The 21,482-nt window shown below is 63.3% G+C and carries 21 protein-coding genes and 2 pseudogenes; 15 read left to right on the top strand and 8 right to left on the bottom strand.

What is annotated here, in order from left to right; genetic code table 11:
- Window positions 1-70: 70 nt before the first annotated feature.
- Together CKO27_RS14090 and tnpA are read right to left on the bottom strand one after the other, a co-directional pair.
- Window positions 71-427 (bottom strand): transposase, encoded by a 357-nt coding sequence (locus CKO27_RS14090; protein ID WP_242470919.1) that lies wholly within the window; start codon window positions 425-427, stop codon window positions 71-73.
- Window positions 428-527: 100 nt separating this feature from the next.
- Window positions 528-962, bottom strand: coding sequence for an IS200/IS605 family transposase (tnpA, locus tag CKO27_RS14095; protein WP_200375543.1), 435 nt, complete (start codon window positions 960-962; stop codon window positions 528-530).
- Window positions 963-1,023: 61 nt separating this feature from the next.
- On the opposite strand from tnpA, the pseudogene CKO27_RS25305 reads away from it, so the two are divergent.
- Both CKO27_RS25305 and CKO27_RS14105 read left to right on the top strand, forming a co-directional pair.
- Window positions 1,024-1,217, top strand: a pseudogene (locus tag CKO27_RS25305) (IS1 family transposase); the annotation flags it as partial.
- 147 nt (window positions 1,218-1,364) lie between these two features.
- Window positions 1,365-1,505: pseudogene (locus tag CKO27_RS14105) on the top strand (IS1 family transposase); the annotation flags it as partial.
- Window positions 1,506-1,514: 9 nt separating this feature from the next.
- Here the strand turns inward: CKO27_RS14105 and CKO27_RS14110 are convergent.
- Complete coding sequence (locus tag CKO27_RS14110) at window positions 1,515-3,143, bottom strand: methyl-accepting chemotaxis protein (RefSeq protein WP_200375544.1); 1,629 nt, start codon at window positions 3,141-3,143, stop codon at window positions 1,515-1,517.
- Window positions 3,144-3,338: 195 nt separating this feature from the next.
- Between CKO27_RS14110 and CKO27_RS14115 the strand changes: the two genes are divergently transcribed.
- Window positions 3,339-4,355: an OmpA family protein gene (locus CKO27_RS14115; RefSeq protein WP_200375545.1), complete on the top strand. Its 1,017-nt coding sequence runs from the start codon at window positions 3,339-3,341 to the stop codon at window positions 4,353-4,355.
- A 45-nt stretch (window positions 4,356-4,400) separates the two neighbouring features.
- Entirely contained in the window at window positions 4,401-4,979 is a 579-nt protein-coding gene (locus CKO27_RS14120; RefSeq protein ID WP_200375546.1) for a hypothetical protein, read from the top strand.
- Between the two features lie 18 nt (window positions 4,980-4,997).
- Here CKO27_RS14120 and CKO27_RS14125 read toward each other — a convergent pair whose 3' ends face one another.
- Both CKO27_RS14125 and CKO27_RS14130 read right to left on the bottom strand, forming a co-directional pair.
- On the bottom strand, window positions 4,998-5,810 hold the full coding sequence (locus tag CKO27_RS14125; protein WP_200375547.1) for an RMD1 family protein: 813 nt from the start codon (window positions 5,808-5,810) through the stop codon (window positions 4,998-5,000).
- Window positions 5,811-5,882: 72 nt separating this feature from the next.
- On the bottom strand, window positions 5,883-6,638 hold the full coding sequence (locus CKO27_RS14130) for a TSUP family transporter (RefSeq protein ID WP_338116045.1): 756 nt from the start codon (window positions 6,636-6,638) through the stop codon (window positions 5,883-5,885).
- A gap of 290 nt (window positions 6,639-6,928) precedes the next feature.
- Between CKO27_RS14130 and CKO27_RS14135 the strand changes: the two genes are divergently transcribed.
- A complete protein-coding gene (locus CKO27_RS14135) occupies window positions 6,929-8,272 on the top strand; it encodes an outer membrane protein transport protein (RefSeq protein ID WP_200375548.1) in 1,344 nt (447 codons plus the stop codon).
- A gap of 136 nt (window positions 8,273-8,408) precedes the next feature.
- On the opposite strand, the gene CKO27_RS14140 is transcribed toward CKO27_RS14135, so the two are convergent.
- Window positions 8,409-8,876, bottom strand: coding sequence for a hypothetical protein (locus CKO27_RS14140; protein ID WP_200375549.1), 468 nt, complete (start codon window positions 8,874-8,876; stop codon window positions 8,409-8,411).
- 431 nt (window positions 8,877-9,307) lie between these two features.
- On the opposite strand from CKO27_RS14140, the gene CKO27_RS14145 reads away from it, so the two are divergent.
- The 6 genes from CKO27_RS14145 (at window position 9,308) to CKO27_RS14170 (ending at window position 17,259) form a co-directional block, all read left to right on the top strand.
- Complete coding sequence (locus tag CKO27_RS14145; RefSeq protein WP_200375550.1) at window positions 9,308-9,886, top strand: LEA/WHy family protein; 579 nt, start codon at window positions 9,308-9,310, stop codon at window positions 9,884-9,886.
- Between the two features lie 41 nt (window positions 9,887-9,927).
- Entirely contained in the window at window positions 9,928-10,866 is a 939-nt protein-coding gene (locus tag CKO27_RS14150) for an ABC transporter ATP-binding protein (protein ID WP_200375551.1), read from the top strand.
- An 8-nt stretch (window positions 10,867-10,874) separates the two neighbouring features.
- The gene (locus tag CKO27_RS14155; protein WP_200375552.1) at window positions 10,875-11,651 is read left to right on the top strand and encodes an ABC transporter permease; all 777 of its coding nucleotides are present in this window, start codon (window positions 10,875-10,877) and stop codon (window positions 11,649-11,651) included.
- Between the two features lie 220 nt (window positions 11,652-11,871).
- Window positions 11,872-14,295, top strand: a complete 2,424-nt coding sequence (gene mrcB / locus CKO27_RS14160; RefSeq protein WP_200375553.1) for a penicillin-binding protein 1B — start codon at window positions 11,872-11,874, stop codon at window positions 14,293-14,295.
- 48 nt (window positions 14,296-14,343) lie between these two features.
- Window positions 14,344-15,222 carry a tetratricopeptide repeat protein gene (locus CKO27_RS14165; protein ID WP_200375554.1) on the top strand — a complete coding sequence of 293 codons (879 nt, stop codon included), beginning with the start codon at window positions 14,344-14,346 and terminating at the stop codon, window positions 15,220-15,222.
- A 93-nt stretch (window positions 15,223-15,315) separates the two neighbouring features.
- Window positions 15,316-17,259, top strand: coding sequence for a DNA repair helicase YoaA (locus CKO27_RS14170; RefSeq protein ID WP_200375555.1), 1,944 nt, complete (start codon window positions 15,316-15,318; stop codon window positions 17,257-17,259).
- Window positions 17,260-17,293: 34 nt separating this feature from the next.
- On the opposite strand, the gene CKO27_RS14175 is transcribed toward CKO27_RS14170, so the two are convergent.
- Together CKO27_RS14175 and CKO27_RS14180 are read right to left on the bottom strand one after the other, a co-directional pair.
- Window positions 17,294-17,767, bottom strand: a complete 474-nt coding sequence (locus CKO27_RS14175) for a MerR family transcriptional regulator (RefSeq protein ID WP_200375556.1) — start codon at window positions 17,765-17,767, stop codon at window positions 17,294-17,296.
- A gap of 6 nt (window positions 17,768-17,773) precedes the next feature.
- Window positions 17,774-17,995, bottom strand: coding sequence for an ATP-binding protein (locus CKO27_RS14180; protein ID WP_200375557.1), 222 nt, complete (start codon window positions 17,993-17,995; stop codon window positions 17,774-17,776).
- 145 nt (window positions 17,996-18,140) lie between these two features.
- On the opposite strand from CKO27_RS14180, the gene CKO27_RS14185 reads away from it, so the two are divergent.
- From CKO27_RS14185 to radA, 4 genes are read left to right on the top strand one after another with little or no spacing between them, the layout of a single operon-like run.
- On the top strand, window positions 18,141-18,860 hold the full coding sequence (locus CKO27_RS14185) for a VWA domain-containing protein (RefSeq protein WP_200375603.1): 720 nt from the start codon (window positions 18,141-18,143) through the stop codon (window positions 18,858-18,860).
- Window positions 18,861-18,864: 4 nt separating this feature from the next.
- Window positions 18,865-19,623: a J domain-containing protein gene (locus CKO27_RS14190; RefSeq protein ID WP_207280822.1), complete on the top strand. Its 759-nt coding sequence runs from the start codon at window positions 18,865-18,867 to the stop codon at window positions 19,621-19,623.
- A 6-nt stretch (window positions 19,624-19,629) separates the two neighbouring features.
- Window positions 19,630-20,088 (top strand): SRPBCC family protein, encoded by a 459-nt coding sequence (locus CKO27_RS14195; RefSeq protein WP_200375558.1) that lies wholly within the window; start codon window positions 19,630-19,632, stop codon window positions 20,086-20,088.
- Between the two features lie 20 nt (window positions 20,089-20,108).
- Window positions 20,109-21,479, top strand: a complete 1,371-nt coding sequence (gene radA, locus CKO27_RS14200) for a DNA repair protein RadA (RefSeq protein ID WP_200375559.1) — start codon at window positions 20,109-20,111, stop codon at window positions 21,477-21,479.
- Window positions 21,480-21,482: the final 3 nt, after the last annotated feature.

Genomic DNA, 21,482 nt, shown 5'->3' on the forward strand with positions numbered 1-21,482 from the left:
TGGCGTTTTCGGCCCTTGACGAGTTACCCCCCGTCGAACCCCGACTCCTCCGAGGACTCTTGGGTACCCTTCACGCTTTGACTATCAATGATGGCTCCCGTCGGGTTTGGCGCGCGGTCTTTTTTTTGCGCAAACGCTGACGAAGCGCGGCGTTGACTTGTTCAAGCATCCAATTGTCAGTCCACTTGTTATAATAATAATTAACGATATGATAAGAAAGAAAGTCTTTCGGTAGATAGCGCCAGGAACAACCGGTTTTATTGAGATAGAAAATCGCATTGAGAATTTCGCGAAGGTCATATGTTCGCGGGCGCCCAGTCTTATAAGGTTCAAGTTCGTCAAAGATTGGCCGAAGGACTTCCCATTCTTTATCGGAAAGGTCGCTCGGATATCTCAAAGGCCATTTTTCCAGGTCTGAAGTCATCATAATCCGCGAATTAGAATCCGCATTTCGTATAGATTTGGCGGATTTTATGGCGCCAGGCTATTTGAAATCAACAGTTTAGTTTTTAGACAGCCTCTGAAAGTCATTCCACCACGAACTCGTCGTCATTGTGATTCGGGTGTTGACCATGATTTTCCAAATACTCCTGTATCATCTCATCCGTCACATGACCCGAACTAAAAGAGGCATACCCAATCCCCCAGAAATGTTTGCCCCAATAGATTTTCCCAAGCTGCGGAAATTCTTTTTGTATTTTCCTTGATGATCGACCCTTACATAATCGAACAATATCGCTTACCGACAGTTTTGGAGGATAGGATATGTATAAGTAGACATGATCTTTACTGACTCGGCCTTTGATAATTTGAATATCGTTTTGGTCGCAGACTTGACGAATCAGATCCCGAATACGCAAACCAATATCTTTCGTCAATACTTTGTATCGGTATTTTGTAATCCAAATCAGGTGGACTTTCAAGTCATGAACAGCGTGCGATGCTTTTCTGTAAGACCTCATAAATGAGAGTATACTAAAAGTCTTGCACTAAAGTGCATAGTTTTTACTAACGAATTGATGCAATAAAAAGCATCCACGCTGGTTATGGTATGCGATTGATCACCAGACGGGTACTGTCCTGGCCTATGTGTTCGGTCAGCGCAAAGATGCGGTGTTCCTCTCACTGAAGGCGCTTCTTGAGCCATTTAAGCCATTTGGCCATTTGGTATTACACGGTTTTATACGGACGCTTGGGGCGCTTATCAGCGCCATTTATAGTCATCTTGTTGATTATGCGCACATGATCAATTACTAAAAAATAAAAATTACAAATAAAAACAAATACTTGCGCATTAATAATTATTTCGGTGTCTGCGTATCATATTAGTTGGCTATACCAGCGCAACAACAAGTCGTTGGTAAATCGAACGCCAACATCTCACTCTGCGGACGCGGATCAAACGACTGGCACGGAAGATTATTTGTTTCTCTAAGCTCGAAACGAGGCACGATATTGTCATCGGATTGTTTATCAATCGATATGATTTTGGGCGCTCCGTGTAGGCGCCATGTCTAGAGCGCTACCCCGGCATCGAACCGATACGAGGCCATCTCCTCATTGAATGCCGCGACTAGGGTGATGAGTTCGGCGCAGGCTTGATTGGTTTGCGAGACGCCGCTGGCTGTTTCATCGACGGATCGCCGGATCGCGCTGGCGCCGCGGTCGATGTCGCGGGAGACCTGGCTCTGTTGCTCGGCGGCGGTCGCGATCTGAATCATGAGGTCGCTGATGGTCACCACCGCGTGGCCGATCGCCTTGAGCGCGGCGTCCACCTGGCCGATCTGGTCCAGCGTGAGCGTGGCTTGATCGCGATCGGTCCGCATCGTTTCCGTGACCGCCTGCGAGCCGCTCTGGATCCGTTCGATCATGTCCTGGATTTCCTGGGTCGACTGCTGGGTTCGCGAGGCCAGCGTCCGGACCTCGGCGGCGACCACGGCGAAGCCGCGACCCTGCTCGCCGGCCCTGGCCGCCTCGATGGCGGCATTGAGCGCGAGCAGGTTGGTCTGATCGGCGATGCCGCGGATCACTCCGACCACGGAGCCGATCCGCTCGATGTCCGAGTCGAGACGGACCATGGCCTCGGCGCCCTGCACGACTCCGTCGGCCAGACGATGGATGGATTCGATGGCGGTACGCATCACCGTCGCGCTCTGGTTGACGTCGAGCTTGGCGTCGGAGGCGGCATCCGAAACGGTGGCGCTGTTACGGGCGATGTCCTGCACCGTCGAGGCCATCTGGGTGATGGCGGTCACCACCTGGGCGATCTCATGCTGCTCCCTGGTGATGCTTTCGAGACTCTCGGAGGCGACCGAGCGCAAACGTTCCGCGATCCCGTGGATCTGGCGCGCGTCGCCGACCGTGCGGCCGAAGGTCTTCGACAGACTGCCTTGCAGGCGGATGAAGGCTCGGCTGAGTCTGGCGATCTCCGTATCGCCGCGCACGATCAGGGCCTCACCGCGAAAATCGTTGTTGGCCATGCGGTTCGACAGGGTTTCGACCGCGCCGATGGGCTTGAGCAGGCGTTGCAGGGCGAACTGGCCGCCGATCAGGCCGAGCGCCACCAGCAGGGTGGCGGTCAGGCTCGCATAGATGGCCCAATCCAGGCGCGCTTCCAGTTGCCCCTGGGCCTCGTCCTTCGCGGTTCGCGCCTGATCGAGCAGCGCCATCACGCTGTCGCCGATCGTTTCCGCCGTGGTGTCGAAGACGCCCATCAAGTCATTGCCCTGCTCTGGCCCCTGCTCGACGTACAGCCGTGCCATGCGGTTGCCGGTATCGTAATAATCCTTCAGTGCTCGGCGCAGATCCTCGGGCGCGAGGGCGAGATCATCCCTTTGCTCGGCCAACTGATCGATGTTGGCTTGCGCCCGTTCGTAATAGGCCCGAGCCTTGTCGAAACCGTCATCCAGTCCGTCCAGGCCGCGGGTCGCGCTGATATCGGTCAGCCATTGCTGGATCTGGATGACATTGATCTTGAAATCCAGGGCGGTCTGGCGCGCGCGATCCTGGTGCACGACGATGTCCTCGACCGCTCCCTTGATCCGCTCCGCCACCACGACCGCGCCGACGCTGGTCAGGATGGCGAGGCCGCCGACGAGTGCGAAAAGAAGGCGAGTTCTCGCCAGGATGCCGAGCTTGACCATGGATCAATACCGAAATAGTGAGTGTGGCGCGGACGCGCGGGGTGCCTGTCGACCGCGAGCAAGCCTAGTCGATCCTGGTCGCCTCTGTCCGAATCTCGCGCGAAGCTGTGATCGATCCGGCAAAATGGCGCCGGATCGGCGCGGTTCGGTGTCGATCATCGTCAGCGCACGCCAAACTCACCAGGGAGACGCCTCATGCCGACTCGACGCCAGCTTTTCTTTTTTCATCCGGCCTGGATCCTCGTGGTCTTCATGGGGGGCGTCCAGGCACGCGATCTCGGGCGCGACCTGGAGGGCGCGGCCGATATTCCCGGCATCCCCCGGTTCGAGGCGTCCGTCATCATCGGCTATCGGGCGAGTCAGTTCGACGAAACCCTGATCCCGACCGGACCTTGGGACGCTGGTTCCGGCGCCTGGAAGGATTCGCTCAAGGTGGCCGGTCGGCGTACCCGTCTGATGTATCTGGCGCCCCGTGACGCCAGCTCACTTGAGGTGATCCGTAACTACCAGCAGGCGTTGGAGGGCCAGGGGTACCAGGCGCTCTATCAGTGCTCGGGGTTCGATGAGTGCGGGGCGAAGGTCGATCGCTTCTACGGCGATGAATCCCACGAGAAACAGTTCACCGATAGTCATCTGCTCAAGTACGTCTTCTCGGATACCTCGGTGCGGGAACCACGTCTCCACAGCGCGCGTCGCAAGACGGCCGAGGGTGATTCGCACGTCTTCGTTTTCGCCGCCCAGCAGGACAATTTCGCCGATTCCGAGGCCGGCGACCGGGTCGCCATCTTCGTCGAGGAGGTGCTCTCTAAGCCGATGGCGGACCGCATGGTGCTGGTGGCGGCCAAGGAGATGACGCAAAGCCTCGCGGAAACCGGTCGGGTCGCGATCCACGGCATTCTTTTCGATTTCGACCAGGCGACCATCAAGCCGGAATCCCGGCCTCAGCTCGATGAGATGGCCCGGATGCTCGGCGAGCAGCCGGAGCTGGCGCTCTACATCGTCGGCCATACCGACAACCAGGGAGATCTCGACTACAACATGGATCTCTCGCGGCGGCGCGCCGGGGAGGTCGTCCAGACCCTGATCCAGAGCTACGGGATTCTCGGGGAGCGCCTCACGCCCATGGGGGTCGGGAGTCTCGCGCCCATGGCGACTAACGCGACGGAGGACGGGCGCGCGCTGAACCGTCGGGTCGAGATGGTCGCCAAGTGATCTGGGTCGACAAACGAGAAACGAGGCCGAGGATGGAATGCCGCGATGAACACCGATCTCAAGCTTCCAAAGACCTATAAGAGCCTGTTGATGCTGGCTTTGGTGGTCGGCCCCTTCGTCTGGCTGGCCTTTGCCGAGGATGGTCAGCGGCGCACCGACCTGGCCCTGATGTTCGTTCTCGGCAAGCCGGAGTTCAACGCGGCACTGGACGCCTTTGACAGCGAACTGACCGAGTCGAGGCTGCGCGAGACCTTCCCGAAGCTGAGTTTCCAGTGCGTGGCGGGCGAGAATCCGTTCGGCAACCGTCTCTGCGGGGCGGAAATCGGAACCTTCAATCAGATCCCCGCGTCCTCTGTAACCCTGTTCCTGCTCGATGACCGGCTGCGCGCCGCCAAGGTCGTCTACAAGCGCGCCTATCACGAGACGCTTCGGGATTGGCTCGATCAGCGCCTGGCCGCCCGCAAGCCGAATGCCATCGCCGCGCCCATGCCGGACGCGCGGGCCGGAGTCCTCGCCCGGCCGGTCCAGGACGGGGTGCTCCTGATGCGCGAGGGCGAACTGTCGAGGGAGGACGAGCCGGCCCTGCTCTGGCTCTCCCAGGCCGCCATCAACGCGCGGCGCTGAACCGGCCGGGCAGGGCGCTCAATGTCCCCCGGCGCGGAAGAACAGCTCGTAGAGCGTGAGCACGATCTCGACCACGATCAGGATCACGATGTACCACTCTACCCGCAGGCTGCGCTTGCTCCGTAGCAGATCCAGGAGGGTTCCGGCGGTGTCGTTGATCAGGGTCAGCTTGCGCTCCAGGGCGAGCTGACGCTCGCGGATCTCGTACTCGGCCTCCAGGTTGAGGAAGAGCCGTTCCAGATCGGGGCGTTCCCAGATCACCTCCGGTTTGTCGCCGATCTCGCCGCGTCCCACCATGTCCCGCTGAATCGCCAGGGCCTCGCCGATGTGGCGGATGAGGGCGCCGGCGTTGCTGACCCCGCGTCCGTGGCGTTGCAGCCGGTCGGCCAGGGGCTCGATGCGATCGAAAGCGCGCGCGACGCGCGATTCCTGCTCGGCAAGCAGGACGCTTTTGCCCAGGATGTCCGCGACGACTTGCAGGCGCGCCAGATCGGTATCCATCAGGACCAGACGATCGCGCTCCACGCCCTCGGTATGTCCGGGGTCGATGACCAGACGCAGATCCTCGCGCTCCGAGCGCTTCATCCCGTCCTTCACTAGAGGTTGCAGTTGCCTGATGAAGGTCGACTCGGCCGCCGGGTCGACTTCGAAGAAGACGACCGCCCCGGAACGAAACAGCACCGCGCGCCCACCCTCGGGCACGGCGACGACGAGTGGATTGGTGGCGAGCGGCTCGAATTGGTCGAGTCGACGCAGATCCAGATAGCGCCCGAGCAGAAGGGCGCGGGCAATGAGCGAATCAGTTCCAGGGGAGGGCGTCACGGCGGACACGGGGATGGCTCCTGAGAGAGGCGGTTCCTGGATTATCGCCGATCGGTGGTCTGTTCAGGCGTGACGGTTTGGTTACGTTCCCCAGAGGAGCTTTCCCGAGATGAGGAGGCAGGCGACCACCAGCACCGGCCGCACCAGGGCCGCGCCGTGGCGCAGCACCAGATGCGAGCCGATCCAGGCGCCGATCATCTGGCCGACGGCCATGGCGAGCGCGAGCGGCCAGAGGATGTGCCCGCCCTGGAGGAACAACAGCAGGGCCGCTAGGTTGCTAGTAAAGTTGAGCGCTTTGCTATGGGCGGTCGCGCGACGCAGGTTATGGCCGAGTAGGGCGATATAGCCCATGGCGAGGAAGGTTCCGGTCCCGGGGCCGAAGAAGCCGTCGTAGAAACCGACGCCGAATCCGATCGACAGGGCAAAGGCGACATCGCCGATGCGCCGGTGCGAGTCCAGATCCGAGACCCGAGGCGAGAGCCAGAAATAGAGGGCGAAGGCGATCAGCAGGATCGGGATCAGACGTTCGAGAAGGGCGCTGTCGATCCGTTGCACCAGCACCGCGCCGAGCGCGGAGCCGACGAAGGCGCAGAGCAGGGTCAAGGCGATCGCGCGAAGATCCACCAGGCCCTTGCGGACGAACTGAAACGTGGCCATGCCGCTGCCGAAGACCGCCTGCGCCTTGTTGGTCGCCAGGGTTTCCAGCGGCGTCAATCCGGCCCAGAGCAGCGCCGGGATGGAGAGCAGTCCGCCTCCGCCCGCGATGGCGTCGACGCCTCCGGCCACCAAGGCGACGGCGGACAGCCGCAAGGCAAGCTCGATGAATTCCATGGCCATCCAGTGTCGTTCATTAGCGGCTGGCGCGAGCCAGCTATCCGGGCGCGATCTTGACCGGGATCCGCGGGCTGTCAAGCCTGGTGTCCGCGCTCACGCCCCGAGCATCGGCTGACGCCGGCTTCGTGATGAAGTTCACGGATTTCTAATATTCTGCGCGTGCTGGCTTGGAGCTACAATGCATGGCCCCTCGGGCGGGGGGCGGTCAGCCGTTTCTCATGGCATCCAGGATTCGCTTGTGTGTCATTCGGAAATCTTGAAACGAATGGCCTAATCATTCGAGGTTCATATTAATGAAAGCCAGCGTTTTTTCCTCCGTTTTATGTGTCGGAAGCTTGGCGATAATTGTCACGGGATCCGCTCAGGCCACTAATGGCATGGCACTTCCGGGTTACGGCGCGACCGCCGACGGGCTGGGAGGCGCCTCCCAGGCTTACGACAGTGGTAATTATGGCGCGATTAACAATGTCGCCACGCTCGCCCTGATGCCGGAAGGCGGTCGGCTTGACGTCGGTGCCGCGCTCATGCATATCAGCGCGGAGACATGGACCAATGGGGTTTCCCGTGTCGAGTCCGACGCGGATTGGTTTCTGATGCCCAACATGAGTTACATGATCAAGAGGGATCGATTCTCTTATGGAGTCGGCGTCTTCAGCCAGGGAGGCATGGGCGCGGATTATGGGAAGACCAGCTTCTTATCCGTCGATCCCAATTCCGGCATGCTGACGGGTCTGCGTGATGAAAGCCAGGTGATGATTGGTCGGCTGATTCTTCCGCTCGCCTTTCAAGCGACCGACCAGTTGAGTATTGGCGCGAGCGTCGATCTTGTCTATGGCCGGATGACCATGCAGCAGGCCATGCCGCGACAGGCGCTCATGGACATGATGACACCTGGACAGCAGACGCTTGGGACCGCCCAGGCGGATCCGAATACCGCCATTGGTCTCGGGGGCGCGAACTACGCGCATTTCGATTTCACGAATCTGGATAATTGGGGCTTCGGCGCCCAAGTGGGCATGACCTTCAAGGCGACCGACGCGCTCACGCTTGGTGCCAGTTATCAATTCGAGACCTACATGGGTGACCTGGAGGGGGACGGTAGCATCCAGGCGGGCGTTGGCAACGTTTATCAGACCATGAACGGCAAGGCCAAGATCGTCGATTTCCAATGGCCGGCAACCTTTAAGCTCGGCCTCGCGTTTCAGGCGAACGAGGCCCTATTGCTGGTCGCGGACGTCAAACACTATGACTGGTCGAGCGTGATGGACGCGCTCGAAATCCGCTTCAAATCCGACGCGGGCGGCTATGTGAATGTCGAGATGTATCAGGAATGGGACGATCAGTTGGTTCTGTCCGTCGGCGCCGAATATCGGCTCAATCCCGCCGTCAAACTACGCGCGGGCTTCAATTACGCGGCCGATCCCGTGCCGGAGCAGTATTTGCAGCACTTGGGCGAGGCGATCACCGAGACTCATCTCTCGCTCGGATTGGGTTATAGCATCGACGAGCGCAGCCAAGTGGATGTCGCTTACGTCCATGCCTTCGAGAATTCGGAAACCAACAGCAATGAGCTGGTTGGTCTGAGCAGCTCGCTCGCGCAGGATTCGTTCAGCGTTAGCTATAATTATCGCTTTTAGACCGGCGGCCAATGGAATTGGGCTGGAAGCCGGAGCGTTGACAGGAAGCGCTTCGGCGACCAGCCCTTGGCGAAACCGCGCGTAGAGACAGGCCGCGCGATTCGGACGGGATTCCGATATCGAGCTGGAGGTGCGCTCAACGCATCATGTTTTGCATGAAGTCCATCGGGTTCGTGAAGGAGTTGATTCCCCGGTTCATGTCGCCCCCCATACGCGACATGATGGGTCCCATGATCGCAACCGATGGAGCCATGATCGAGACCGATTTGGCGAGTGTATCCAGATCCTCGGCCATCAAGGAATACATCCCGGACATATGCTCATCGATCTCGGTGATCTCTTTCGTGATCGTGCCCATTGAGGAAATGTTGTCTCCCATTCGCGTCATGCTTCCGTCCATGTGAGCGATATCCACCCGCATTCCCTTCATGTCGCCTGACATGGCGACCATGCTTCCGCGCATGGTCGATATGGATTGATTCATTTCCACCATGGCCCCACGCATGGCACGCATGGATAGCATCATGTCATACATGATGCCCATCATCATGCCACCCCCGAGGATGCCGGCAACGATCAATAAGGGTTTGGCAAGTCGACTCATGGCTCTATTTCTCTATATTTGGTGGACGCTCGCTTAGGCGCCGGGATCCTGTGCTTCCACGGGCAATGGCGCGTTTCATTCGATGCGCGCGCCTGGGCCGATTCATGCCCAGGAAAGGATGGTGGATGATTCCGCCGGCAGTGTAAACGGCCACGGTGGACTCTTGGTGTGAAGCTGGCTCCAGGATGAGCGACGGCCTTTCCGGTCAATCTGGTCGCTTTGAGAACGGCAGGGCGTCCGGATTGCTGTTAAAGTTAAGCGCTTTGATTTTGGCTCTGGCAGGGCGCGGATCAGGCCTGCGAGGATCCACCCAATCACATAGAGGGCGTATCCGCACCCCCGCCATGGCGCCGACGTCCTGTGACTGGTTGATTCGTCGGGGTCTTGGTGGGCTCCGGTCGGATAAACGGGGGGTGGATGCGCTGGCGTCGATGCATCCGACCACCAAGACGGCCGCCGACAACAGGAGCGCAAGCGCGATCAATCCCAAGGCAACGAATCCTGTTTCAACTTGGCTGGTGGTTCGGATGATCATGCTGGCGCTCGCCGTCTCTCTCGGCGGGTGCGCCGGGCTTTCCGAGTCCTGGCGAACGCCCGAGGTGGAACTGGTCGGAATCCAGCCCAAGGAGATCAGCTTCACGCGACAACTGTTCGTGGTCACGCTGGCGGTCGGGAATCCGAACGAACGGGCGCTGCCGATCCAGGCCATGACCTACAGCCTGGCCCTGGAGGGCCAGGAGGTCGCCCAGGGCGCTAGTCGGCTGGAGCGTCTGATTCCGGCCCATGGAGAAGAGACCGTCGAAGTCGAGGTGGTTGGCGATCTGCTCGATCTGGTGTCGCGGCTGCCCATGCTGACACACATGAACCGCCCGCTCGAATGGATGCTCTCCGGATCCCTGACCCTGTCCGGCGGACTGGTCCGCCTGCCCTATCGCTATTCGGGCAAACTGGATGCGCGACAATGGATCAATGGCCAGAACCAGGGACGCGGCCACCGCGCTCACCCCTGACAACCGACAACTGAAAACCGACAACTTCCCCCCGGACCCGCATGTTCGCACTCGACGCTCAACAACTCACCAAGGTCTACAAAGGCGGGCTCCAGGCCCTCAAGGGCGTGGATCTCCAGGTCGAGGAGGGTGATTTCTTCGCGCTGCTCGGACCCAACGGGGCCGGCAAGTCGACCTTCATCGGGATCATCTCCTCGCTGGTGAACAAGACCTCCGGGCGGGTCGAGGTGTTCGGGCGCGATCTGGATCGCGACCCGCAAGGCGTCAAGTCCTGCATCGGCCTGGTGCCCCAGGAGTTCAACTTCAATCTCTTTCTCCCGGTGTTCGAGGTCGTCATCAATCAGGCGGGTTATTACGGCATCCCGCGCCGTGAGGCCAAGGCGCGCGCCGAGCGCTACCTGCGTCAACTGGATCTCTGGGACCGGCGCGAGACCGAGATGCGCCGTCTCTCCGGCGGGCTCAAGCGGCGGCTCATGATCGCCCGCGCCCTGGTCCATGAGCCCCGGCTGCTGATCCTCGATGAGCCCACGGCCGGGGTCGACATCGAGATCCGCCGCTCCATGTGGTCCTTTCTGCGCGAGCTGAACGCCGGGGGCACGACCATCATCCTCACCACGCACTATCTGCTGGAGGAGGCCGAAAGCCTCTGTCGCAACATCGCCATCATCAACCGGGGCGAGATCGCCGAGCGCACCAGCGTCACGGCCCTGCTCAACAAGCTCAGCACCGAGACCTTCGTGCTCAATCTCCGGGGACGGCTCTCCGAGCTGCCGGAGCTGGGCGGCTTCGTGCTCCAGGCGCTGGACGATTGCACCCTGGAGGTCGAGATGAATCGGGATCACACCATCAACGGTCTCTTCGACGCCCTGTCGCGCAACGGGATCGAGGTGATCAGTCTGCGCAACAAACAGAATCGGCTGGAGCGACTCTTCCTGGAGATGGTCGACCGGCGCGCGGCGGCCTCGGAGGTGGGCGCGTGAGAGCACGGATGAGCGATTGGCAACGCTACTGGGTCACCTTCGAGACCATCCTGACCAAGGAGATCCTGCGTTTCGCGCGCATCTGGGTGCAGACCATCCTGCCCTCGGTCATCACCACCACGCTCTATTTCGTCATCTTCGGTCGACTGATCGGCGATCGCATCGGGACCATGGGCGGGTTCGATTATCTGGATTTCATCGTCCCCGGCCTGGTGCTCATGGGGGTGATCACCAACTCCTATTCCAATGTGGTCTCGTCCTTCTACAGCAGCAAATTCTCGCGCTATATCGAGGAACTGCTCATCTCGCCCGCGCCCAACTGGGTGATCCTCGCCGGCTATGTCGCGGGGGGGGCGGCGCGCGGCCTAGTGGTCGGCGCGGCGGTCATGGCGGTCGCTCTGCTGTTCACCGAGATCCAGGTGCACAGCCCGGCCGTGATGTTGTTGATCTGTCTGATGACCGCCGTGCTCTTCTCGCTCGGCGGCTTCATCAACGCTATCTATGCCAACAGCTTCGACGATATCTCGATCGTCCCGACCTTCGTGCTGACACCGCTGACCTATCTGGGCGGGGTCTTCTATTCGATCGAGCTGCTGCCCGGTTTCTGGCAGGGGCTCTCGCTGGCCAATCCGGTGCTCTACATGGTGAACGCCTTCCGCTACGGCCTGCTCGGGGTCAGCGACATCCCACTGGGGGTCGCCTTCGGCATGACCCTCATCTTCATCGTCGGGCTGACCGTCTATAGCTTGAGCCTGCTGCGCCGGGGCGTGGGGATCAAGACCTGACCGAAACGGATGCGCCGACCGGTATCCGCAATCAGGGATCAATCGTGCAACGATGCGCGCGCGTGTGGCACGGGTTGTAACCCGCTGTGGCACATGGGAACATAAGCGACTGAAACGACGCTGAAAGACCGTCCGCCCGTCTCGATGTGCGATAATCGCCACCCCGCTTCACGCTTAACCGAGGGTCTGCCGCGCCAAGTCGCGGAGGCAGTAATCATCCGTGGCTTCAAATACCCGTCGAACCGCCTCATCGAGTCGGAGTCGTCCGTCCCGGCGTAGGCGTTTTCGCCTCGGCCGCTTTCTGTTGGGCTGGGCCTTGGTCCTGGGGATCGGGGCCGCGCTGGCCGTTGGCTTCTACGGCGTTCATCTCGACCGGGTGGTGCGCGGCAAGTTCGAGGGTCAGCGCTGGGCCTTGCCGGCGCGGGTCTTCGCGCGTCCGCTCGAGCTCTACACCGGCAAGCGACTGACCCCGGATCAGTTCGAGGCCGAACTCACGCGTCTCAATTACCACGCCGCCGCCCAGCCGGCGAGTCCAGGCTATTACCAGCGCGAGGCCGACCGCTTCCTGGTCTGGACCCGCGCCTTCCGGTTCTGGGATGGCCAGGAGTCCGCCCGGCATCTGGGTGTCCAGTTCGCCGACGGCCAGGTTTCGGCCCTGACGGACGCGGACGGTGGCCAGGATCCGGCCCTGGTGCGTCTGGACGCCATGCTGATCGCCAGCATCTACCCGACTCACAACGAGGATCGGGTACTGTTGCGCCGCAAGGAGATTCCGGAGCTGTTCGTCAAGACCCTGATGGCGGTGGAGGATCGTAACTACTATCGCCATTTCGGCATCGATCCCAAGGGCATCCTGCGCGCGGCGGTGAGCAACTTCCAGGCGGGCGCGGTGGTCGAGGGGGCCAGTACCCTGACCCAGCAACTGGTCAAGAATTTCTATTTGAACGCCGACCGCACCTTCGAGCGCAAGATCAAGGAAGCCTACATGGCCTTCCTGCTCGAACGCCGCTACGACAAGGACGAAATCCTGGAAGCCTACGCCAACGAGATCTATCTCGGTCAGGATGGCAGCCGGGCCATCCATGGCTTCGGTCTGGCGAGCCAGTTCTATTTCAACCTGCCGCTCGGTGAACTCGATGCCGCCAGGACGGCCCTGCTGGTCGGCCTCGTGCAGGCGCCCTCCAGCCTGGATCCGCGGCGCAAGCCCGAGGTGGCCGAGAAGCGCCGGAATCTGGTCCTGGATCTCATGGTCCGCGATGGCGTCATCACTCCCGAGGTCGCCGAGCAGGCCAAGAAGGCGCCGCTCGGCATCCAGGAGGGCGGCGGGCGTCCGGTCGGGAAGTACCCGGATTTCATCACCCTGGTGCGGCGCCAACTGCAACGCGACTATCGCGACGAGGATCTGCGCTCCGAGGGACTGAATATCTTCACCACTCTCGATCCCATGGCGCAGGCCGCGGTCGAAAAGTCCCTGCCCGCGCGTCTGGCCGAGTTGGAGAAACAGCGCCGGATGAAGCCTGGAACCCTGGAAACCGCCGCCGTGGTGACCTCGGTCGCGCAGGGCGAGGTTCTGGCGATCGCCGGAGGGCGCGAGGCCGGATACGCCGGTTTCAATCGCGCGCTGGATTCGGTCCGCTCGATCGGCTCGCTGGTCAAGCCGGCGGTCTATCTGACCGCCCTGTCCAATCCCGAGCGCTATACCCTGACCACCAGCATTTCGGATCGCCCCGTCAGTCTGCCCGACGGCGCCAAGCGCTGGGAGCCGAAGAACTACGACCACAGCGTCAACGGTTCGGTGCAACTGTATAGCGCGCTCGCCCGCTCGCTCAATCTGGCGACCGTCAATCTGGGTCTGAGCGTCGGCGTCAAGAAGGTCGCGGACACCCTTTACAGCCTGGGCGTGCAGCGGCGCATCCGGGTCGTGCCCTCGCTGCTGTTGGGCTCGGTCTCCATGTCGCCGCTGGAGGTGGCCCAGATGTACCAGACCATCGGGGCGGGCGGCTATCGCGCGCCCCTGCGGGCGATCCGCGAGGTGGTGGATGCCCAAGGCCGGCCGCTCAACCGCTATCCGCTGGCGGTCGAGGCGGTGGTCGATCCCAAGGCGGCCTATCTCACGACCTGGGCGATGGAGCGGGTGGTTACCCAGGGCACGGCCAAATGGCTCGGCGATAAGCTGCCGAAGGGCTTGACCATGGCCGGCAAGACCGGCACCACCGACGACATGCGCGACAGTTGGTTCGCCGGCTTTTCGGGCGATAAGGTCGCCGTGGTCTGGGTCGGTCGCGACGACTACCAACCCATGGGGCTCGCCGGTGGAACCGGCGCGCTGCGGGTCTGGGGCGATTTCATGCTGGCCATGGACAATGAGCCCCTATCCGAATTTCCGCCCGAGGGCGTGGTGCTGGCGAATGCCTGCGGTCGCTCGAACGTGCCCTATATCGGTAGCAGCGCCAAGGGGGGCGCGAGCTGCGGTGGCGAGGGCGGTAGCACCAAAAAGGTCGCGAAATCGTCCGGAGCGGAGAAGCCGGTGGCTCAGGCGTCCAAGGCCGATCCGGCCGAGGCGCCCGAGGAGCGGCCAGCCCCCAAGCCGAAGCCACCCGCTAAGGCCGAAAATCCGTTCATGAGTGATTTTTATAATCGATGATCCCGCGAGCCCGACCGGGCTCGCCTTCCGCGCCGACCGAGCAGACACATGGAACGATCGATCAAATTTCTGACTACCCTGGTGACCCTGACTGGTTTGAGCGCCTGCGCCATGGGGCCACGCGAGGGACCACCGGCGCCCATCGTCCAGGTGACCCCGCGCGAGGCGCCGCCCACGTCCGCGCCCGCGCCCGTCCGCGCGCCGGAGAGCGTTCCCGAGAAAAAACCCGCCAAGCCGGTGAAGCGGGGGACCAAGGTCTACGCTTACCAGGATCCCAACGCCCCGCCGGAGCCCAAGCCCGTCGCGCCCTCGGTACCGGAGCCGGTCGCGCCAGCGCCGCCTGGGCAGGCATCGCCGTCCGAAACGGCCCAGCAAACGCCGGCGCGCCCGCCGGTCGCGACGCCAGGAGGAACCCCCGGACCGCAAGAGCCGCGAACCCCGCCGCAACGCCCTGACGGACAGCAAGTGGCCAAGGCCGACCCTAAGGTTCAATTGCCCGCGACCGCGCCGCCCAAGACCGGATCCCCGGCGCCGCCGCCGGCGCCTCCGGCGCCTCCCCCCGCTCCGGTCGCGCCGCTACCGCCATCCAGGGTGGCCGCTCCCAACCTGCCGCCGGCCGCCGATTCGCTCGCCACCCAGGCCGAGCAACAGCGCCAGAGCGGAGATTTCACCGGAGCGGCGGCCTCGCTCGAACGGTCCTTGCGGATCGCCCCGCGCGAGTCCTATCTCTGGAATCGGCTCGCGCGCGTGCGCATGGAGCAGGGGCAATCGGCCCAGGCCGGCAACCTGGCCGCGCGCTCGAACGACCTGGCGGGAGACAAGGCCGACCTCAAGAAGGACAACTGGCGCATCATCGCCGAGTCCAAGCGTCGTGCCGGCGATGTCGCGGGCGCGGGCGAGGCCGACAAGCGCGCCGGTAGCGATTGAGCGGGGTTCGCTTGTTTTGCGCGAGAAGGCGTCAGCGCCGATGAGCCTGAAGGACAAGTCCGCCAGGATCCATGCGCGGGCGGCTCCGCCCACGTGAGCGATCTCTCCCACGTCCTGGGCCCCGAGGGCCTGCTCGCCGGCAAGATTCCGGGCTTTTCCTACCGTGCCCAGCAGCAGGCCATGGCCGAGCGCATCGCCTCCATCATGGCGGCCGGTGGGGTGCTCATCTGCGAGGCCGGCACCGGCACCGGCAAGACCTTCGCCTATCTGGTTCCGGCGCTGCTCTCGGGGCGCAAGGTCATCGTCTCGACCGGCACCCGCAATCTCCAGGATCAGCTCTTCCATCGCGATCTGCCGCTGATCCGCCAGGCGCTCGGCGCGCCCGTGAGCGCCGCGCTCCTCAAGGGTCGGGCCAACTATCTCTGCCTCCATCGCCTCAAGCTGGCCCTGGAGGATCCGGCCTACCTGGATGCCGAACAGCGCGGCCATCTCAAGCGAATCCGGGACTGGTCCAAGGGCACGCGACGGGGCGATATCGCCGAGCTGCCGATCCCCGAGGATGCCTCGGTCTGGCCGCTGGTGACCTCCACCACCGATAACTGTCTCGGCCAGGACTGTCCGGATTGGCAGGACTGTCATCTGGTCGCCGCGCGTCGGGAGGCCCAGTCGGCCGATCTGGTGGTCGTCAATCACCATCTCTTCTGCGCCGATCTGGCGCTCAAGGACGAGGGTTTCGGCGAGATCCTGCCCGGCGCCGATTGCTTCGTCCTCGACGAGGCGCATCAGCTTCCGGAGACCGCCTCCAATTTTTTCGGCATCGGCGTCAGCAGCCGCCAACTCTCCGACCTGGCGCGGGACACGGAGCTGGAGGCGGGACGCGAGGCCAAGGATGTTCCAGAGTTGCCCGAGCGCGCCGCGCGGCTGCGACGCGCCTATCAGGATCTGCGTCTGACGCTCGGTGAGTCGGAGCGGCGCGGACCCTGGCGCGAACTGGACGCCGACGAGGCGTTTCAGCGGGCGCTTGAGGTTCTGGCGCGTCGTCTCGAATCGCTCGCCGAGGCCCTGGCTACCCAGACCGGACGCGGTAAGGGACTGGACGCCTGTCTGGAGCGCTCGGAGGATCTGCTGGAGCGGCTGGGTCTGCTCACCGCGCCCGAATCCTCCGACGCCGTGCGCTGGTTCGAGACCCTGGGGCGCGGCTTCCGCTTTCATCAGACCCCGCTGGAGGTCGCCGATCTCTTCCGCGCGCAGGTCGGGCGCGCGGGCAGCGCCTGGATTCTGACCTCCGCGACCCTCGCGGTCGCCGACGGCTTCGACCATTTCGCCCGCCAGCTCGGGATCGACGCCGCCGAGACGGCGCGCTGGGACAGCCCCTTCGACTATGCCCGTCAGGCGCTCTGGTTCGTGCCGCGCGGGCTGCCTCAGCCCTCGGATCCCGATTACAACCGCCAGGTGCTGGAACTGGCGCGCGAGGTGATCGGCCATACCCGAGGCCGCGCCTTCCTGCTCTTCACCAGCCACCGCGCGCTGCGTGAAACCGCCGCCGGTCTGGAGGGTCGGATCCCCTATCCGCTGCTGGTCCAGGGCACGGCCCCGCGCGCCGAGCTGGTCGAGCGTTTTCGCCAGCTCGGCAACGCCGTCCTGCTCGGCACCTCCAGCTTCTGGGAGGGTGTCGACGTGCGCGGCGAGGCCCTGTCCTGCGTGCTGATCGACCGGCTGCCCTTCGCCTCGCCGGGCGATCCGGTACTCGCCGCGCGGATCGACGCCCTGCGCAAGGCCGGCGGCAATCCCTTCCGGGATCATCAGTTGCCGCGCGCCGTGATCGCGCTCAAGCAGGGCGCCGGGCGGCTGATTCGCGGCGCGGAGGACCGGGGGGTGCTGGTGGTCTGCGATCCCAGGCTGTTATCGCGCTCCTATGGCTATACTTTTCTGGATAGCCTGCCGCCCATGGCCCGGACCCGGAATATCGAGGAGGTAAGGAGCTTTTTCGGGACGGATTCAGGCTCATCCGACGGGGCCGACAGCCATCCGGGATGACCGCCGGTCGGCTGGGCTAGAGCGGTGGTCGGATTCAGGAGGCGACATCCCACACCAGGTTGAGCAAGCGGATCTCACTCAGCTTGCCGATGACCTGACAGTTCGGGCAGCCCGGGGTGCTTGGGTGATTCCCGCAGTCGCCACAGGTGGCGATCACGCTCTTAGCGGACAGTATTTCATCGCGCAACTGTTCAAGCGCCTGGATGTGTGCGTCGAGGTCGGAAACCCGGTCCTGGAGCAGGGCTGAGAGACGCTGGCTGCTTTCCCGCCCGGTCAGGCACTGTCCGCGCAAACGACTGATCTGACGAATGGTTTCGATCGAGAAGCCGTTACGCGCCAGTTCCAGGATAGCGCTTAGTCTCCGGATGTGCGCCTCTGCGTACCAACGGGTGCCGCCCTCGGTGCGCAGCGGTCTGATCAGGCTTTCCTCCTCGTAGTAGCGGATCGTTCTGACGGAGGTGGCAAGCCGGCTTGCCACCTCTCCGATCTTGTAGCCTTTGACCTCCATGGAAGCTCAGAGCCCGACCAGGTTGGCCCGGTATCCCTTGGCGCGCACCAAGCCAAGCAGGGCGGCGGCCGTTGTTCGATCCGGATCATAGGCCACGAGACACAACCGGGGTTTGTTGAAACGTGGCGCGATCACCCCATCCAGCGCCCTGACCTCGCTTTCGATTGCCCGCCGCTGGTCTGGCTCCAGTGGATCCTGGAAATGCATCATGATGTCCGAGACGTGCATGGATGACTCCTGATCTTACGTTAACGGAAGAAATAGAATCTTCCGTTAACGTAAGGCTGTCAAGCGCGAGCGGATTACCCTTGGCCCTATGCCAATCGCTCAACATCGGTTGATCCATCCGCCCAACCCAAATACCCTGACGACCATGAGCGCCGAACGTAAAGATCTGGACCAACCCTCCAGCCAGACCGCCGTAAACGCCTTTCTCCATCGGGTCGCCGCCACGCCCCGTCGCGCCTCGGGCGAGTCGGGCGGGCGTCTGATCTTCGCGATGGACGCCACCGCCAGTCGCGAGCCGACCTGGGACCGTGCCGCCGAGATCCAGTCCAGCATGTTCCTGGAAACCCGCGACCTGGGCGGACTGGCCGTTCAGCTCTGCCATTACGGTGGCTTTCATGCGTTCGAGGCGTCCGCCTGGCTCCAGGATTCCGAATCCCTGCTGAAGTGCATGAATCGCGTGCATTGCGAGGCCGGCTTGACCCAGATCGGTCGACTGCTCCAGCACGCCATCGACGAGAGCGCGCGGGGACGGGTCAATGCCCTGGTCTTCGTCGGCGACTGCATGGAGGAAGACCGCGACCGCCTGGCCGGGCTGGCGGGTCGGCTCGGATTGCTCGGCGTCCCGGTCTTCGTCTTCCAGGAGGGGCGCGATCCCGCGGCAGAGCCCGCCCTGCGCGACATCGCGCGACTGAGCGGCGGCGCCTGGTGTCCCTTCGACATGAACAGCCCGCGCCTGCTGCGCGATCTGCTGAGCGCGGTGGCCGTCTATGCCGCCGGCGGGCGCCAGGCGCTTGAGCGCTATGGTCGCGAGCGCGGCGGGGCCATTCTGCAACTGACTCACCAGATCGTCGGCAAGGGACGCTAAGCGCATGATCGTCCGTGTTGTTCTTCTGATCGCCCTAGTGGCGGCGGTCCTCTGGCTGCTCCACTGGTTTCGCTCGACGCCACCGGAGCGGGTCAGCCGCGTCCTGCGCAAGACGGCCTTCTGGGGTTTGATCGGCGTGCTGGCGATCGCGGTGCTCACCGGGCGGCTGAATCCGATTCTGGCCGCCATGGGCGCGGCGATTCCGCTGGTCTTGCGTGCCGCTCAACTGCTACGCCTCTTCCCTGTGCTGCGACAACTGCTGCGCTCGCTTGGTTTGGATGATGTCATCGGCTCGGCCAAGGCCGGACAACCCGGTCAGGCCTCGGCCATTCGTACCCGCTACCTGGCCATGCGGCTCGACCACGTCACCGGCGCGCTGGGCGGTACCGTGCTGGACGGCCCCTTCAAGGGCCGCGAACTGAGTACGCTCAAGCTCGATGAGCTGCTGCGCCTGCACGAGTTCTATCGCGACAGCGAGGCCCAATCGCTCGCCCTGCTGGAGGCCTATCTCGACCGCGAGCACGGCGAGGAATGGCGGGAGGGGGTCGACCCCAAGGCCAACGCCGGTCATGCCTCACCGAAGTCGGCCGGTCTCGACGAGACCGAGGCCCGGTCGATCCTTGGGGTTGGAGCGGAGGCCGACGCCGAGGCCATCCGCGCCGCGCATCGGCGGCTCATGCAACGGCTGCACCCGGACCGGGGTGGCTCCGATTATCTGGCGGCCAAGATCAACGAGGCCAAGCGCCGACTTTTGGGAGACTGATGAACGATGGTGACAGCCGAGGCGCGGACCCTGATCGCGCGTCCAACAGAGCAAGTCTTCGTCTTCGTGGCGGTGGACTTCGTCCGCAACTACCCGCGCTGGTCGCGCGAGGTGGAGCGCATGGAGGCCCTCAGTCAGGGGCCGCTCCAGGTCGGCTGGATGGGACGTCAGGTGCGCGTCGATAAGGGTCGTCGCACCCAGAGCACCTTTCGCGTCGTCACCTTCGACAGCGGACGCCAGTTGACCTTTCATGGAACCGACGACCCCTTCAAGATCGACTACCGTTTCGATGCGCTCGGAGACCGGACGCACCTCAGCTTCAACTTCGAGCTGGGCTACCTGAATCCCGGCCTGCGCCCCTTCGTCGGCCTGGTGCGCCGGGTGATCCAGGAAAGCGCCGACCGCATGATGCTTGAGCTCAAAGCACTCATCGAGCACGAGATCGCGCCGACAACCGATAACTGACAGCTGACAACCGAGAAATCATGGCGGCCAACAAAGCGCGCACGGTCTATATCTGCAACGCCTGTGGAGGTCGGTTCCCGAAATGGGCCGGTCAGTGCAGCGACTGCGGGGCCTGGAACAGCCTCTCGGAAGTCGCTGAACCCCGCCAGCGTCCGCAAGAGCGGGGCGTCGGCTATGCCGGCATCGCGGACCCGACCAAGGTCGAGACCCTGGCCGAGGTCAGCGCCGAGGAACGACGCCGCATCCAAAGCGGCATCGGTGAGCTGGATCGGGTGCTCGGCGGGGGGCTGGTCACCGGCTCGGTGGTGCTGATCGGCGGCGATCCGGGCATCGGCAAATCGACCCTGCTGCTCCAGGCCTGCGCCGCCCTGGCGACTTCCCAGCCGGTGCTCTATGTCAGCGGCGAGGAGTCGCCCCAGCAGATCGGTCTGCGCGCCCATCGACTGGGGCTGTCCGGCGGCGGCATCCGGCTGCTCGCCGAGACCTGCGTCGAACTCATCCTGGCGCACGCCGCCCAGGAGCGGCCTCGGATCATGGTGATCGACTCCATTCAGACCCTCTTCACCGAGACCCTGCAATCCGCCCCCGGCTCGGTCTCCCAGGTGCGCGACGCCGCCGCGCAACTGGTCCGCTTCGCCAAGCAGCAGGATACGGTCGTCTTTCTGGTCGGTCACGTCACCAAGGACGGCTCGCTCGCCGGCCCGCGCGTGCTGGAGCACATGGTCGACACCGTGCTTTATTTCGAGGGCGAGCACGGCGGACCCTTCCGTATCGTGCGCTCCATCAAGAACCGCTTCGGCGCGGTCAACGAGCTGGGCGTTTTCGCCATGGGCGACCACGGCCTGCGCGAGGTCAAGAACCCCTCCGCCATCTTTCTCTCGCGCCACGACGAGCCGGTGTCCGGCAGTCTGGTGATGGTCACCCGCGAGGGCACCCGGCCCCTCTTGGTCGAGGTTCAAGCCTTGGTCGACGAGAGCCCGCTCGCCAACCCGCGCCGGGTCGCCCTGGGGCTGGACCAGAACCGGCTGTCCATGCTGCTGGCCGTCCTGCATCGTCACGGCGGGGTCGGCATGTTCAACCAGGACGTCTTCGTCAACGTCGTCGGCGGCGTGCGCATCGCCGAGACCGCCGCCGACCTGCCGGTCATCATGGCCGTGCTCTCAAGCTACCGCGACCGCCCCTTGCCGCTCGACCTCGCCGTCTTCGGCGAGGTCGGCCTGTCCGGCGAGGTCCGCCCGGTCCCCAACGGTCCGGACCGGCTGCGCGAAGCCGCCAAGCACGGCATCCATCGCGCCATCGTCCCCAAGGGAAACGCGCCCAAGGAAGGGGTGGAGGGCTTGGAGATCACAGCCGTGCGGACCCTGGCGGAGGCGCTGGAGGCGGCGTCCTGAGGG

Source organism: Thiocystis violacea (assembly GCF_016583575.1).
Lineage (GTDB): Bacteria > Pseudomonadota > Gammaproteobacteria > Chromatiales > Chromatiaceae > Thiocystis > Thiocystis violacea.

Bases quoted from the DNA above. Each gene is read 5' to 3' on its own strand.
- CKO27_RS14090 (WP_242470919.1), bottom strand. From the start codon at position 427: ATGATGACTTCAGACCTGGAAAAATGGCCTTTGAGATATCCGAGCGAC.
- tnpA (WP_200375543.1), bottom strand. From the start codon at position 962: ATGAGGTCTTACAGAAAAGCATCGCACGCTGTTCATGACTTGAAAGTC.
- CKO27_RS14110 (WP_200375544.1), bottom strand. From the start codon at position 3,143: ATGGTCAAGCTCGGCATCCTGGCGAGAACTCGCCTTCTTTTCGCACTC.
- CKO27_RS14115 (WP_200375545.1), top strand. From the start codon at position 3,339: ATGCCGACTCGACGCCAGCTTTTCTTTTTTCATCCGGCCTGGATCCTC.
- CKO27_RS14120 (WP_200375546.1), top strand. From the start codon at position 4,401: ATGAACACCGATCTCAAGCTTCCAAAGACCTATAAGAGCCTGTTGATG.
- CKO27_RS14130 (WP_338116045.1), bottom strand. From the start codon at position 6,638: ATGGCCATGGAATTCATCGAGCTTGCCTTGCGGCTGTCCGCCGTCGCC.
- CKO27_RS14135 (WP_200375548.1), top strand. From the start codon at position 6,929: ATGAAAGCCAGCGTTTTTTCCTCCGTTTTATGTGTCGGAAGCTTGGCG.
- CKO27_RS14140 (WP_200375549.1), bottom strand. From the start codon at position 8,876: ATGAGTCGACTTGCCAAACCCTTATTGATCGTTGCCGGCATCCTCGGG.
- CKO27_RS14145 (WP_200375550.1), top strand. From the start codon at position 9,308: ATGCATCCGACCACCAAGACGGCCGCCGACAACAGGAGCGCAAGCGCG.
- CKO27_RS14150 (WP_200375551.1), top strand. From the start codon at position 9,928: ATGTTCGCACTCGACGCTCAACAACTCACCAAGGTCTACAAAGGCGGG.
- CKO27_RS14155 (WP_200375552.1), top strand. From the start codon at position 10,875: ATGAGCGATTGGCAACGCTACTGGGTCACCTTCGAGACCATCCTGACC.
- CKO27_RS14165 (WP_200375554.1), top strand. From the start codon at position 14,344: ATGGAACGATCGATCAAATTTCTGACTACCCTGGTGACCCTGACTGGT.
- CKO27_RS14175 (WP_200375556.1), bottom strand. From the start codon at position 17,767: ATGGAGGTCAAAGGCTACAAGATCGGAGAGGTGGCAAGCCGGCTTGCC.
- CKO27_RS14180 (WP_200375557.1), bottom strand. From the start codon at position 17,995: ATGCACGTCTCGGACATCATGATGCATTTCCAGGATCCACTGGAGCCA.
- CKO27_RS14185 (WP_200375603.1), top strand. From the start codon at position 18,141: ATGAGCGCCGAACGTAAAGATCTGGACCAACCCTCCAGCCAGACCGCC.
- CKO27_RS14190 (WP_207280822.1), top strand. From the start codon at position 18,865: ATGATCGTCCGTGTTGTTCTTCTGATCGCCCTAGTGGCGGCGGTCCTC.
- CKO27_RS14195 (WP_200375558.1), top strand. From the start codon at position 19,630: ATGGTGACAGCCGAGGCGCGGACCCTGATCGCGCGTCCAACAGAGCAA.
- radA (WP_200375559.1), top strand. From the start codon at position 20,109: ATGGCGGCCAACAAAGCGCGCACGGTCTATATCTGCAACGCCTGTGGA.